The following is a 13,445-nucleotide window of genomic DNA, read 5'->3' as shown; positions in this document are numbered from 1 at the left end:
AGCCCCGATCGAGGCTTCGGGCGCTCTAGTGATCAATATTTCAAACACGCCCTAGCCGATAGCCCGTGCGGTGACCTCGTTGCGTCGCGAACATACTCGTTGATCAGATCCGCAGCCGACACCGCGCGGTCCCGGCTGCGTCGACCTCGCGCCTGCGGGGGCCTGCCAGGGACCGAGGCCAGGTCCTGCTCACTGCCCTCCGGCTCCATTCCCACACTTCCCACAGTCGTGAGCTTGTCAACCGCCGAGTCCGTCGAACGTTGCGTCTGCGCACTGAACCGCTCCGGGTCTGATGGAGCCCTCCGGAGTGCCCCGAGTTGGATGGAGCCGAGTCACCTGGTTTCACGCTACCGATGGTGTGCCGAGTTCGTACTCCACCGGGCTGAGCATGCCCAGCACATGCAGAGATCCCGCCCGATCAACAGATCGGACGGGATGGACCGGCCCGGGATGCGAGGGGGTCAGCTCAATGAGGCGCGGGCGATGGGGAAGTTGAAGTATGTGTCGGGGTACGGCTCGTTGTTGAGCGTGAAGTGCCACCACTCCTCCGGCAGATTACGGAAGCCCGCGGCCTCCATGGCGCCCTTCAGCTTGAGCCGGTTCTCCAGCTGAACTCCCGTGATGCGCGGGTCGAGCGTGTGGGCGAGGGTGTCGAAGCAGTCGAATCCGGTACCCATGTCCACGGAGTTGTCCGGGAAGCGGGTGCCCTGCGGCTCATAGCACGGGACGAGTGGTTCCCCGGGCACGTAAGGCCGCGTCGACTTGGCCGGGAGCTTCACGATGGTCAGGTCCATGGTGCTGCCACGGCTGTGCCCCGACTTCTCCGCGATGTAGCCGTCGGTGAACAGCATCGACTTGTCCACCCGCGGGTAGAACTCGCCCTTCATGGTGTCGTCGGCGAGATCCTCGGCCCAGCGCACAAAGTGGTTCACGGCCCGCTGCGGCCGGTAGCAGTCGTACACCTTGAGCGAGTAACCGATGCTGAGCATCTGCACTTGGACCTCGTGCAGCGCGTCAGCGGCCGCCCTGGTGAGGATGCACAAGGGTTCCTGGTAGCCGTCGATCGGCTCACCGACGAAATTGTGCGGAGTGTAGTACCTCATTTCCTGAATGATGGATCTGTCGACGGCTCTGAGAGCGACGAACGTGTTCGGGGCCTTGGGCTCGCTCGCGACCGCTGCAGCCGGAGAAACAAGGACCAATGAGAGGAACGCAACGAAGGCGAGGAGCAGGACACGCAGGTCGGTTCTTTGTCGCTGCATGAGCGAATAACTACCCACCAGCAGGGTGGTCACCGCCGAAACCTCGAATCGCCGGGCCAGTTGGAGCGACTGGTCGACATCGACTCCGGTTTGATGCGTCCGGCGAGGTCACGGCGACCTGTTCGAGAGCCGGGCCGACCCGCTGCGCCGGCCCTCCGGGTGTCCGCGGTCAGCGCTGCCCACCCAGGATGATCTTCCAGAGGCGCGTTGCCACCTGCAGATTGAGCCGGGTGTCCACATCCGCCAAGTTGCGGTCGCTGATCTCGCGGATGCGCTGCAGCCGGTAGCGCAGGGTGCTGCGGTGGATCGTCAGCGAGGCGGCCGCATCATCGTAGTTGCCTCCGCAGTCGAAGTAGCGCGTGAGCGTCTCCACCAACTCCGTGTCGTGCCCTGCGTCGTAGTCGATCAGCTGGCCGAGCCATTCCCGCACGAAGCCTTCGAGCTCCCGGAGATCGTTGCCGGGCCCCAGGATCCGGTACAGCCCGAGGTTGTCGAAGAACGTCGTCCCGTTGCGCTGGCGGGAGTTCTGCCGCACCTCCAGGGCCCGCAGCGCCTCCCGATAGCAGCGGGGAACGCCGTCCGGGGAGTCGCAGCGAGTGCTCACTCCGATCGCTCCGTCGGGCGTCCCCAGCTCATGCGACAGCGCCGCGTACACGGAATCGTCGTTGGGCCTCCCTTCGGTCAGCAGGACCACCCGGTCGCCGCGACGGGTGATCAGCGGACGGGTCGCCGTGGTGGACGTCGCTTGCTCGACGGCACGGGTGAAGGAATCGTCTGCGGCGTTGCCCGGCCAGTGCACCACGACCACATAATGGCTACGTCGCAGATCATGGCCGACGGCTTCGGCCCGGGCGTAGGCACTCGTCTCATCAGCACCCTCCAACAGGTCGTCGATCAGCTGGCGGCGCAGCCGCAGTTCGACCTCGGTGAGTTCGCGCATATGAATGAGCTCCTGGACGAGCGACCGTTGGGCATGGTCCAAGGCGAACATGGTGTGCTCGTTGGCCGTCGCCTCGGGGTCCTCCAGGGCGAGTACGCCGAGGAGGTCGCCGCGCGGCCGGGCCAGGGCGATCAGCCGGTCCCTGACCTTGACCGGGCCCGCCTCGCGCGCGACCTGCCGCAGCATCTCCTCCTGGTGGATCGAGGACCGCACCGGGTAGGGGTCGGGCCGGTCGGGACCGGCCCACGACCTCAGGTTGCCGAACCGGTCCTCGATGGACGCCGACAGCCCGGTGAGCTCGTACAGCGCTTGGGTGATGGCGTCCTCGCCCCCGCCCCGGGCAGCGACACGGGCGAGTGTCTCGTGCACGGTGTTCTGCAGGTGCAGCTCGGAGCGCATTGTGTCCAACTGCCGCAGTGCGGTGTCCCGTTCGGTCCGGAGCCGGCTCGGTTCGCCGGCGTCCTCGTGGTGCGCGGGGCGCGTGGCCGCCAGTGACAGGGCTGCCGATGCGAGCCCCACGAGGGTCGAGAGGAGGAAGTGCCCCTGCTCATCGGGCCCGGAGTGGGAGGAAACCACGATGTAGCCGAGCAGACCGTCGGCCCCGCGCAGGCCGAACGCCCAGTCCCAGGATCGCCCTGGAAGGCATACGCAGCCGTCAGCCTCGCCCAACTCCTTCATCCGTGCGTCGTCGACCGTTGGCGCTTCGGTGTCGCGGCCGGTGATGCGGGACAAACCGTCGCCCGTCGCGAGGTATCCGGCCTCGGCGTGGTAGGGCCCAAGGACACTGACTTGCTGCATGGCCAACCGCACGATCTCACTCTGCTCCGTACAGGCGAACAGGAGGTGGGACAGCACCAGCAGCCCGTGCGGGTCCGGCGCCGCGTGCGGACGGGGGTCGTGCCGTTCGGTGCCGGCGGTGTTGCTCGTGCGGCGGGTAACCTCCTGGTCGGAGGCGTGAGGGAACAGCCTCTGTGACGGATGGCAGGCCATGGATCACTCCGTTCTCCCCCGGCCATCGGCGGCGATCGAGCGAGTCGTGGGATCCACGCCTGGGCGAACCCTGAGCACCCAGCCTAGGCAAGGCAATCCGATTTGTCTGAATTTGCACTTTGTTCTCGTGGGCCGACCGACTGGGCCGATTTCCGACCTGCCGGGTGCAGGCGGAGCGCCCCGCTCCCCTGCCACTCTGGGCTTGTCAGGGATCGCCGGGCGCACCGGGGACCGTGACAGGAAGGACTGGCTGATGAACGAGCAGGCCCGCGGCACCCTCGCCTCGCACACGACCTACCAGGAGGCGGAACGCGCCGGCGATCGCCTTTCCGATCAGGGTTTTACCCGTAGAGAGGGTGGCCGTCATCGGGCAGGACGTGAGCCTGGTCGAACAGATGACCGGTCGCAGGGGACATGGCGGGGCCGCGCTGCACGGCGCGGCGAGCGGCGCCCTGCCCGGCGACACTGGCCGGGTGGATCTTCGGGCTGGTGAACTGGCTGGACCCGGTCGCGTCGGGACTGCCGCTCGTTCTGTACGGACTGGTTTTGGGAGCACCCGTCGGTGCTCCGCTCGGCCTGCTGATGCACGCGGCCCAGTGTGACCGCCGGGACTTCGCCACGGTGAGCTTCATGCAGCCCGGCCGGTACGACATCGTCGCCGACAAGGCGGTGCGACTGCTGGCCGAGGTGCCCAGCGGGACCGACACCAGCAGCGGGGTTTGGAAGAGCAGCCGCCCGCGGAGCGGTCCTGCCGTCACCTGAGCGAGTACGGAAGACCGGGCGCGACTCCGAGAGCGAACGGGAGCCGCCCGTCGCGGAAGGAGTTCCTCATGGCCAAGGCAGTAGGCATCGACCTGGGCACCACGAACTCGGTGATCGCCGTCTGGGAGGGCGGCGAGTCGACAGTCATACCCAACAGCGAGGGCAACCGCACGACACCGTCCGTGGTGGCCTTCACCGACACCGGCGAGCGCCTGGTGGGCCAGCTGGCCCGCCGCCAGGCGATCCTCAACCCCAAGGGCACCATCTCCTCAGCCAAGCGGTTCATCGGCCGGCACTTCGACGAGGTCTCCGAAGAGGCCAAGGCCGTCTCGTACGACCTGGTCGAGGGGGACGGCGGCGCCGCCCGCTTCAAGGTGGGCGACAAGCTCTACGCGCCCGAGGAGATCAGCGCGCAGGTGCTGCGCAAGCTCGCCGACGACGCCTCCAAGCAGCTGGGAGAGCGGGTCACGGAGGCGGTCATCACGGTGCCCGCCTACTTCAACGACGCCCAGCGCACCGCTACCAAGGACGCCGGACGGATCGCCGGCCTGGAAGTGCTGCGGATCATCAACGAGCCGACCGCGGCCGCCCTCGCCTACGGCATGGACAAGAAGCAGCACGAGACGGTGCTCGTCTTCGACCTGGGCGGCGGCACCTTCGACGTCAGCATCCTCGACGTCGGCGACGGCGTGGTGGAGGTACGGTCCACGGCGGGCGACAGCCATCTGGGCGGCGACGACTTCGACCGCCGGCTGGTCGATCAGCTCGCCGACGGCTTCCAGAAGGACAACGGCATCGACCTGCGCCAGGACCCCCAGGCGCTGCAACGTCTGTTCGAGGCCGCCGAGAAGGCCAAGACCGAGCTCAGCTCGGTGACCCAGACGCAGGTCAGCCTGCCGTTCATCACGGCCGACGCCTCCGGGCCCAAGCATCTGACCACGACGATCATGCGGTCCACGTTCGAACAGATCACCAGCGACCTGGTGGAGCGTTGCCTCGGCCCGGTGCGGCAGGCCATGGACGACGCCAAGGTCAGTGACAACGACGTCGACGAGGTCATCCTCGTCGGTGGGTCGACCCGCATCCCCGCCGTCCAGGCCCTGGTGCGCAGACTGACCGGCGGCAAGGAACCCAACATGAGCGTCAACCCCGACGAGGTCGTGGCGAAGGGTGCCGCGATCCAGGCCGGGGTTCTCAAGGGCGAGGTCAAGGACGTCCTGTTGCTCGACGTCACCCCGTTGTCGCTGGGCGTGGAGACACGCGGCGGCGTGATGACGAAGATCATCGAGCGGAACACCACCATCCCCGTGCGCCGCACCGAGACCTTCTCCACCGCCGAGGACAATCAGCCCGCCGTCGACGTCGTCGTCCTGCAGGGCGAGCGTGAGAGGGCTTCCGACAACCGGGTCCTGGGTCGCTTCCAGCTCACCGACATCCGCCCCGCGCCGCGCGGCGAGCCGCAGGTCGAGGTCACCTTCGACGTCGACGCCAACGGCATCCTCAACGTCACCGCGCGGGACAAGGACACCGGCAAGGAGCAGGGCATCACCATCAGCGAGAGCTCCAACCTCGACCACAGCGAGGTCGAGCGGATGGTCCAGGAGGCCGAACACAACCGCGGCCAGGACCAGGCCCTGCGTGAGGCGGTCGACGCCCGCAACGAACTGGACGCCATCGCCTACCAGGTCGAAAAGCGCCTCGGCGAGCTCGGCGACGCCGCGCCCGCACATGAGAAGGCCCGCGCCGAGATGCTGGTGGCCGAGGCCCGCGAGGCGGTCAAGAGCGAGGCCGGGGTGGACAAGGTCCGGCCGCTGACATCCGAACTCCAGCAGGTCTTCGCGGGCCTCGCGGCCCACCAGGCGGGATCCGCCGCAGGCGGTCCGGCAGGCACCGGCTCACCGGACGGATCCGGGGCCGAGCCAGGCGGCGCCGGGGGCGACGACGATGTGATCGACGCCGAGTTCGACAAGGGCTGAGGTGCCCGCCATGCCCATCCCACCCCGGGGCCGAGAGCCCGACTCGCCGCCAGAAGGCGCCGTACAGCCGCCGCGCGGGGACCTTGCGCAGCCTGGACCGCCGACCGAGGAGGCAGAGCCGGGGCCCGACGCCGCAACCGGCAGCGCCGCACCCGACGACGCATACGCAGCCGCGCTGCGAGAGGCCGAGGACAGCTGGCGCCGCGCCCTGGCCGACCTCGACAACCTGCGCAAACGCCACGCCAGGGAGCTGGAGCGGGAGGCCACGGCCGAACGCGCCCGTACGGCTGCGGCCTTCCTGCCCGTCATCGACAACCTGGAACTTGCCCTGAGCCACGCGGCCGCCGACCCCGGTGCGATCGTCGAAGGTGTCCGGGCTGTGCGTGACCAGGCCGTGAACGTCCTGGAGCGGCTGGGCTACCCGCGCCACGCAGAGACAGGCGTGTCGTTCGACCCGGTCCGGCACGAGGTGGTCGGGGTGGTCCAGGATCCCGACGCCGATCCGAACACGGTGGTCCAGGTGCTGCGACCCGGATACGGGGAGGCCGAGCGGCAGCTGCGGCCTGCCGCCGTGACCGTCGCCAAGCGGGAGTGACCGTCCATGGCACGCGACTTCTACGAGGTGCTCGGCGTTCCGCGCACCGCCGACCGGGACGAGATCCAGCGGGCCTATCGCACCCTGGCCCGCAGGTACCACCCCGACGTCAACAAGGACCCCCAGGCGGAGGAGCGGTTCAAGGAGATCAATGAGGCCTTCAGCGTCCTGTCCGATGCGGAGCAGCGAGCCCGGTACGACCGCTTCGGCGAGGACTTCCGGAAGATCCCGGAGGACTGGGAGGAGCAGGTCGCCGCCGGCGCCGGCAACGGCTCCCGGTGGACTACCGGCGGCGGTCCCCGGGTGCGGTACTCCACGGCAGGCTTCGGGGGTGAGGGGGTCGACGTGGAGGATCTGTTCGGCTCGCTGTTCGGCGGCGCCGGGCGGATGCGCGTGGCAGGCGCCGACCAGGAGGCCGAACTGCCGCTCACCGTCGAGGAGGCCTATCGGGGCGGCCGCCGTACGGTCACCCTCGCCGGGCCGGCCGGGCAGCGGCGCTACGAGGTCGACGTGCCGCCCGGCACCACCGACGGGCAGCGCATCCGGCTGGCCGGGGAGGGCGGGCGCGGCAGCGGAGACGCTCCCGCCGGGGACCTGTACCTGAGGGTGCGGATCCAGCCCCACCCCGAGTTCCGCCTCGACGGCCGGGACGTCCACGTGAGGCTTCCGGTCACCCCGTGGGAGGCGGCGCTGGGCGCGACCGTGCCGGTGCTCACTCCGAGCGGCGCCACGGCGAAGGTGACCGTGCCCACCGGATCCTCCAGCGGACGGCGCCTGCGGCTGCGCGGCGAGGGCATGCCGAACCCGCGCGGCGCGAACGGAGACCTGTACGCGGAGCTGCGGATCATGGTGCCGCCCCGGCTGAGCGACCGGGAGCGCGAGCTGCTGGAGGAACTTGCCGCTGTCTCCTCGTTCGACCCCAGGAGGACCTGATGACCGACCGACCGGCCGAGGCCCGCCCGTCCCACGCACGCACGACCGAGGTGGGCGTGCAGTACGCGATCGTGCCCGTGCCCAGGCTCTCCCTGGCGACCGTGGCGCACCGCTCAGGCCTCCATCCCGACCTGATCCGTCGGTTCGTCGCCCTCGGACTGGTGGACGCCGGCCGCGACGCCTCCGGACGGCTGGTGTTCGCCCCCACTGCCCCGGCCGCCCTGGCCCGCGTCCAGCGGCTGCGCACCGGGCTGTGCCTGAACTACGCATCCATCGGTCTGGTGCTCGACCTGCTCGACCGCATCAGCTTGCTCGAAGCCGCGCTGCGGCGTGTCGGCACGAGGAGTGATCTACCACCATGGACATGAACCGCCTGACCCAGAAGTCCCAGGAAGTCCTGCAGGCGGCCCAGACCGCCGCCGGCCGCCTGGGCCACACCGAGGTCGACGGCGAGCATCTGCTGCTCGCCCTCCTCGACCAGGAGGAGGGCCTGATCCCGCGGCTGATCCAGCAGGCGGGCAACGAGCCCAAGGAGTTGCGCGCGGCCGTGCGCGAGGAGCTCTCCCGCCGGCCCAAGGTGACCGGGCCGGGCGCGTCGCCCGGCCAGGTCTTCGTCACCCAGCGCCTGGCGCGGCTGCTGGACGCGGCCGAGCGGCAGGCCAAACGCCTCAAGGACGAGTATGTGTCCGTGGAACACCTGTTGCTGGCCCTGGCCGACGAGGGCTCGGCGACCACCGCCGGGCGCCTGCTGAAGGAGCACGGCGTGACCCAGGAATCCTTCCTCGGCTCGCTCACCCAGGTCCGCGGCAACCAGCGCGTGACCTCCGCAAACCCCGAGGTGGCCTACGAAGCCCTGGAGAAGTACGGCCGTGACCTGGTCGCCGAGGCCCGGGCCGGGCGGCTCGACCCCGTCATCGGCCGGGACGCCGAGATACGCCGCATCACCCAGATCCTCAGCCGCAAGACCAAGAACAACCCCGTCCTGATCGGCGACCCCGGCGTCGGCAAGACCGCCATCGCGGAGGGTCTGGCCCAGCGCATCGTGCGCGGTGACGTGCCCGAAGGACTGCGCGACAAGACGGTGTTCGCCCTCGACATGGGCTCGCTCGTGGCGGGCGCCAAGTACCGCGGCGAGTTCGAGGAACGCCTCAAGGCCGTACTCAGCGAGGTAAAGGCCGCCGACGGGCGGATCCTGCTCTTCGTCGACGAGTTGCACACCGTCGTGGGCGCGGGCGCCGCCGAGGGTGCCATGGACGCGGGCAACATGCTCAAACCCATGCTGGCACGCGGCGAACTGCACATGATCGGCGCTACCACCCTGGACGAGTACCGCAAGCACATCGAGAAGGACGCCGCCCTCGAACGCCGCTTCCAGCAGGTCCTGGTCGACGAGCCGAGCGTGGAGGACACCATCTCCATCCTGCGCGGCCTGCGCGAACGCCTGGAGGTCTTCCACGGCGTCAAGATCCAGGACACCGCGCTGGTCTCCGCGGCCACCCTCAGTCACCGCTACATCACCGACCGTTTCCTGCCCGACAAGGCCATCGATCTCGTCGACGAGGCGTGCGCCCGGCTGCGTACCGAGATCGACTCGATGCCCGCGGAACTCGACGAGATCACCCGGCGCGTCACCCGCCTGGAGATCGAGGAGGCGGCCCTGTCCAAGGAGACCGACCCCGCCAGCAAAACCCGCCTGGAGGAGCTGCGCAAAGAACTGGCCGACCTGCGCGGCGAGGCCGACGCCAAACACGCCCAGTGGGAGGCCGAACGGCAGGCGATCCGCCGCGTGCAGGAACTGCGCCAGGAACTGGAGCAGGTCCGCCACGAGGCGGAGGAGGCCGAACGCGCCTACGACCTCAACCGCGCCGCCGAACTCCGCTACGGCCGCCTCCAGGAACTGGAGCGCCGATTCGCCGCAGAGGAGGAGCAACTCGCCGCCAAACAAGGGCAGAACCGGCTGCTGCGCGAGGTTGTCACCGAGGAGGAGATCGCCGAGATCGTCGCCGCCTGGACCGGCATCCCCGTCGCCCGCCTCCAGGAGGGCGAACGCGAGAAACTGCTGCGCCTCGACGAGATCCTGCGCGAGCGCGTCATCGGCCAGGACGAGGCCGTCAAGCTCGTCACCGATGCCATCATCCGCGCCCGCTCCGGCATCCGCGACCCGCGCCGCCCCATCGGCTCGTTCATCTTCCTCGGCCCCACCGGCGTCGGGAAGACCGAGCTGTCCAAGACCCTCGCCCGGACCCTGTTCGACTCCGAGGAGAACATGGTCCGCCTCGACATGAGCGAGTACCAGGAGCGGCACACCGTCAGCCGGCTCATGGGCGCACCGCCCGGATACGTCGGCTACGAGGAAGGCGGCCAGCTCACCGAGGCCGTGCGCCGCAAGCCGTACTCGGTCGTACTGTTCGACGAGATCGAGAAGGCGCACACCGATGTCTTCAACACCCTGCTGCAGATCCTCGATGACGGCCGCATCACCGATGCTCAGGGCCGCACGGTCGACTTCCGCAACACCGTGATCATCATGACGTCCAACATCGGCTCCGAGCACCTCCTCGACGGCGCCACCGCCGAGGGTGAGATCAAGCCCGACGCCCGCGCCCTGGTGATGAGCGAACTGCGCGGGCACTTCCGCCCGGAGTTCCTCAACCGCGTCGACGACATCGTGCTGTTCAAGCCGCTCGGTGAGCAGCAGATCGAGCGGATCGTGGAGCTGCAGTTCGACGAGCTGCGGCAGCGGGTCGCCGAGCGCCGCATCACCGTCGAACTCACCGAAGCAGCCCGCGAGGTGATCGCCCACCAGGGCTACGACCCGGTGTACGGGGCCCGGCCGCTGCGGCGTTACATCTCCCACGAGGTCGAGACACTCGTCGGGCGAGCCCTGTTGCGCGGCGACGTCCAGGACGGCGCGAAGGTCCGCGTCGACGCCGAGCACGGAGAACTGGTGGTCACCTACGACCAGCCCGAGGACGTGAAGGGAGCGAAGGCGGCATGAATACCGTGCCGGCCACCAACGTCAACTGCCCGCACTGCGGGCGCACCAACCGGGTACCAGTGGCCGCCGAGGGCCGCCCCAGGTGCGGCAACTGCAAGCAGCCTCTGCCGTGGATGGCCGACGCGGGCGACGACGACTTCACCGAGGTTGTCGAGCAGGCCACCGTGCCCGTCGTTGTCGACCTGTGGGCCACCTGGTGCGGCCCCTGCCGCATGGTGAGCCCCGCGCTGGAGCAGGTCGCCGCTGATCTCGCGGGAACGATCAAACTGGTCAAGGTCGACATCGACAAGAACCCGCGCCTGGCGCGACGGTTCGAGGTCCAGGCCGTCCCGACGCTGCTGGTCCTCGACAAAGGACAGACCATCGCCCGGCAGGCGGGTGCCGCACCGGCCCCTGCCCTGCGGCGGTGGGTGGAGCAGTCGATCGCCGGCCGCGAACCGGCCGGGAAAGGATGATCGGCCATGACCGTACGAACCGACCCCCACCTCGCCCTCGTACGCCCCGTCACCCCTCGCGCCCCGGGGTGCGAGGAATGCCTGGCCACGGGTTCTCCCTGGGTCCACCTCAGGCTCTGCCTGACCTGCGGCCACGTCGGCTGCTGCGATTCCTCGCCAAACCGGCACGCCCGCCGTCACGCCGCCGCCGACGGCCATCCGATCGTGGCGTCGATGGAGCCCGGCGAGGACTGGCGGTGGTGCTTCGTCCACGAGGCATTCGTGTGATGCCCGGCGACGAGACACGGCCGGGCGCAGCGCCGGTGCCGGACAAGGCGGAGGAGAGCGTCCCCTTCGAGACCCCCGACATCTACGGCGCCTATCCCCGCCTGCCGGACGACCAGATGGCCCGCCTGGCGCAGCATGGCCGGACGCGCCCGGTGGACGCCGGTGACGTGCTGATCCGGGAGGGGGAGCGATGCGAGACGTTCTACGTCGTCCTCAGTGGCTCGGTCGCCATCGTCGAGGGCTACGGCACGCCCGACGAACGCCTGCTGCGTGTGCACGGCCCTGGCCGCTTCATCGGCGAACTCGGCCTCATGAACGGACAGATGGCCTTCTACACCGCCGTGATCAGGGACTCCGGCGAGATCCTCGCCCTGTCCATGGATCAGCTGCGTGACCTGGTGACCCGGGACTCCCTCCTTGGTGATGTGGTGCTGCGCGCCTGCCTGGGCCGCCGTGCCCTGCTCGTCGGGCAGGGCGCCGGTTTCCGCATCATCGGCTCGCGCTATTCGCCCGACACGCGGCGGCTGCGCGAGTTCGCCGCTCGCAACCGGCTACCGCACCGCTGGATCGATCTGGAGACGGACGAGGAGGCCGAGGCGCTGCTGCGCCGCTTCGCGGTTGGTCCGGAGCAGACGCCGCTGGTGATCTGGCGGGACACGACCCTGCTGCGCAATCCGAGCAACGCCGAACTGGGCCGGTTCATCGGCCTGCCGCCCCTGCCGTCGGGCAACGGCCGCAGCGATCTCCTGATCGTCGGCTCCGGTCCGGCCGGTCTCGCCGCCGCGGTGAACGCCGCCTCGGAAGGCCTTGGCACCACCGTGGTCGAGGCGATGGCTACCGGCGGCCAGGCCGGGACGTCCTCCCGCATCGACAACTGCTTCGGCTTTCCCTCCGGCATCTCCGGCGCCGAACTCACCGAGCGCGGGGTGCTCCAGGCGGACAGGTTCGGTGCCCGGATCAGCGTCCCGGCGGAGGCGGCCCGGCTCGAACCGCGGGACGACCACTACGCTGTGACGTTCGCCGACGGTAGCGAGATCACCGCCCGTACCGTCGTCCTGGCCACCGGCGCCCGCTACCGCCGCCTCCGTATACCTGGCATCGAGCCGTTGGAGGGCGCGAGCGTCCACTACTCGGCGACCGTCTACGAGGCCCAGCAGTGCCGTACCGACCCGGTGGCGGTGGTCGGCGCCGGCAACTCCGCGGGCCAGGCCGTGCTTTTCCTTGCCGGGTACGCACCGCGGGTGTATCTGCTCGTCCGTGGGCCGAACCTCGAGGCGCATATGTCCCGCTACCTGATCGATCAGATCGAGCGCCATCCGCGGGTGCACGTGCTGCCGCGCACCGAGATGACGGAGGCACTCGGCGACAAGGCGCTGGAGGCGGTCACCGTGGTCGACCACCGCACGGGCGAGCACCGCAATCTCGCGGTGCGGGCCCTGTTCATCTTCACTGGCGCCGACCCTCACACCGAGTGGCTGTCCGGCGCACTGGCCCTCGACGCACGCGGCTTCGTGCTCACCGGCGCGGAGGCGCAGGCCTGCTCCGTTCCCGAACTGTGGCAAAGCCAGGGCCGCGACTGCCTGACCTTGGAGACCAGTCTGCCTGGCGTCTTCGCCGCCGGCGACGTCCGCAGCGGCTCGGTCAAGCGCGTGGCCTCCGCGGTCGGCGAAGGCGCGATGAGCATCCACTTCGTGCACCGCTATCTGGGCCACACGGCCGCGCCCGGCGGCACCGACAGCTCCCCGCACACCCGTCGGAAGGAGTCCGCTTGGCTCGCATGACACCAGCGGGCGACGAGATCACGACAACGATCAGGAAACGCCGTTGCGGCGAACTCGCGGAACGCCATCGCGCCTTCCACGCCGCCGACTTCACCCCACGTGATATCCGACGTCTCCTGGCCACCGACCTGGTGAGGCGGGTGTGCTCGCCCCCACGGCAGCCCTTGTCAGCATGAACACGCTTGCTTGCTTATCGAGATCTACCGCACCCGCTTCGCCCTCGCGGCTTGACCCACCGGCTCACCGGGCGTCATGCAACTTCCACGCACGATGTCGCTGTGCGCGCCCTGCGTGACGCTGACGCACATCGACAACGATTTCGGCCTCCCCGCCCTCGCCTCCTGTGTCCGCACCCGCGCAGAAGGATGGCTCACCCTCGGCTTCGCGGCGCGTGCCGACTCCGAGGGGGCCGCGCTGAAGCTGCCTTGCTGCCGGCCGCCGCGTCTCCTCGGTCCGGACACTGGATCGTGTCTGCAGACCCAACGC

11 protein-coding genes are annotated in these 13,445 nt (G+C 69.4%); 9 read left to right on the top strand and 2 right to left on the bottom strand.

The window, feature by feature from the left end; genetic code table 11:
• Positions 1-461: 461 nt before the first annotated feature.
• Together ACFWP7_RS32265 and ACFWP7_RS32260 are read right to left on the bottom strand one after the other, a co-directional pair.
• Positions 462-1,262: a M15 family metallopeptidase gene (locus ACFWP7_RS32265; RefSeq protein WP_384388662.1), complete on the bottom strand. Its 801-nt coding sequence runs from the start codon at positions 1,260-1,262 to the stop codon at positions 462-464.
• 169 nt (positions 1,263-1,431) lie between these two features.
• Entirely contained in the window at positions 1,432-3,192 is a 1,761-nt protein-coding gene (locus ACFWP7_RS32260) for a PucR family transcriptional regulator (RefSeq protein ID WP_384388659.1), read from the bottom strand.
• Between the two features lie 414 nt (positions 3,193-3,606).
• Between ACFWP7_RS32260 and ACFWP7_RS32255 the strand changes: the two genes are divergently transcribed.
• From ACFWP7_RS32255 to ACFWP7_RS32215, 9 genes are all read left to right on the top strand, one after another.
• On the top strand, positions 3,607-3,954 hold the full coding sequence (locus ACFWP7_RS32255; RefSeq protein WP_384388657.1) for a hypothetical protein: 348 nt from the start codon (positions 3,607-3,609) through the stop codon (positions 3,952-3,954).
• Positions 3,955-4,022: 68 nt separating this feature from the next.
• Positions 4,023-5,930 (top strand): molecular chaperone DnaK, encoded by a 1,908-nt coding sequence (dnaK, locus tag ACFWP7_RS32250; RefSeq protein WP_384388654.1) that lies wholly within the window; start codon positions 4,023-4,025, stop codon positions 5,928-5,930.
• Positions 5,931-5,940: 10 nt separating this feature from the next.
• The gene (locus tag ACFWP7_RS32245) at positions 5,941-6,525 is read left to right on the top strand and encodes a nucleotide exchange factor GrpE (RefSeq protein WP_384388652.1); all 585 of its coding nucleotides are present in this window, start codon (positions 5,941-5,943) and stop codon (positions 6,523-6,525) included.
• Between the two features lie 6 nt (positions 6,526-6,531).
• Positions 6,532-7,458, top strand: a complete 927-nt coding sequence (locus tag ACFWP7_RS32240; protein ID WP_384388649.1) for a DnaJ C-terminal domain-containing protein — start codon at positions 6,532-6,534, stop codon at positions 7,456-7,458.
• A complete protein-coding gene (locus ACFWP7_RS32235; protein ID WP_384388647.1) occupies positions 7,458-7,826 on the top strand; it encodes a chaperone modulator CbpM in 369 nt (122 codons plus the stop codon). Before ACFWP7_RS32240 ends, ACFWP7_RS32235 begins: the two co-directional genes overlap by 1 nt.
• Entirely contained in the window at positions 7,817-10,456 is a 2,640-nt protein-coding gene (gene clpB / locus ACFWP7_RS32230; RefSeq protein WP_384388645.1) for an ATP-dependent chaperone ClpB, read from the top strand. Before ACFWP7_RS32235 ends, clpB begins: the two co-directional genes overlap by 10 nt.
• Positions 10,453-10,911: a thioredoxin gene (gene trxA, locus ACFWP7_RS32225; RefSeq protein WP_384388642.1), complete on the top strand. Its 459-nt coding sequence runs from the start codon at positions 10,453-10,455 to the stop codon at positions 10,909-10,911. Before clpB ends, trxA begins: the two co-directional genes overlap by 4 nt.
• 6 nt (positions 10,912-10,917) lie before the next feature.
• On the top strand, positions 10,918-11,178 hold the full coding sequence (locus ACFWP7_RS32220) for a UBP-type zinc finger domain-containing protein (RefSeq protein WP_384388639.1): 261 nt from the start codon (positions 10,918-10,920) through the stop codon (positions 11,176-11,178).
• Positions 11,178-12,959 carry an FAD-dependent oxidoreductase gene (locus ACFWP7_RS32215; protein ID WP_384388636.1) on the top strand — a complete coding sequence of 594 codons (1,782 nt, stop codon included), beginning with the start codon at positions 11,178-11,180 and terminating at the stop codon, positions 12,957-12,959. Before ACFWP7_RS32220 ends, ACFWP7_RS32215 begins: the two co-directional genes overlap by 1 nt.
• Positions 12,960-13,445: the final 486 nt, after the last annotated feature.

This window comes from Streptomyces sp. NPDC058470 (assembly GCF_042721055.1).
Taxonomy (GTDB): domain Bacteria; phylum Actinomycetota; class Actinomycetes; order Streptomycetales; family Streptomycetaceae; genus Streptomyces.
This window is presented reverse-complemented; position numbering and strand designations above follow the sequence as displayed.

What these genes read in the sequence shown, in the direction of transcription:
- ACFWP7_RS32265 (WP_384388662.1), bottom strand. Translation starts at nt 1,262, where the DNA reads ATGCAGCGACAAAGAACCGACCTGCGTGTCCTGCTCCTCGCCTTCGTT.
- ACFWP7_RS32260 (WP_384388659.1), bottom strand. Translation starts at nt 3,192, where the DNA reads ATGGCCTGCCATCCGTCACAGAGGCTGTTCCCTCACGCCTCCGACCAG.
- ACFWP7_RS32255 (WP_384388657.1), top strand. Translation starts at nt 3,607, where the DNA reads ATGGCGGGGCCGCGCTGCACGGCGCGGCGAGCGGCGCCCTGCCCGGCG.
- dnaK (WP_384388654.1), top strand. Translation starts at nt 4,023, where the DNA reads ATGGCCAAGGCAGTAGGCATCGACCTGGGCACCACGAACTCGGTGATC.
- ACFWP7_RS32245 (WP_384388652.1), top strand. Translation starts at nt 5,941, where the DNA reads ATGCCCATCCCACCCCGGGGCCGAGAGCCCGACTCGCCGCCAGAAGGC.
- ACFWP7_RS32240 (WP_384388649.1), top strand. Translation starts at nt 6,532, where the DNA reads ATGGCACGCGACTTCTACGAGGTGCTCGGCGTTCCGCGCACCGCCGAC.
- ACFWP7_RS32235 (WP_384388647.1), top strand. Translation starts at nt 7,458, where the DNA reads ATGACCGACCGACCGGCCGAGGCCCGCCCGTCCCACGCACGCACGACC.
- clpB (WP_384388645.1), top strand. Translation starts at nt 7,817, where the DNA reads ATGGACATGAACCGCCTGACCCAGAAGTCCCAGGAAGTCCTGCAGGCG.
- trxA (WP_384388642.1), top strand. Translation starts at nt 10,453, where the DNA reads ATGAATACCGTGCCGGCCACCAACGTCAACTGCCCGCACTGCGGGCGC.
- ACFWP7_RS32220 (WP_384388639.1), top strand. Translation starts at nt 10,918, where the DNA reads ATGACCGTACGAACCGACCCCCACCTCGCCCTCGTACGCCCCGTCACC.
- ACFWP7_RS32215 (WP_384388636.1), top strand. Translation starts at nt 11,178, where the DNA reads ATGCCCGGCGACGAGACACGGCCGGGCGCAGCGCCGGTGCCGGACAAG.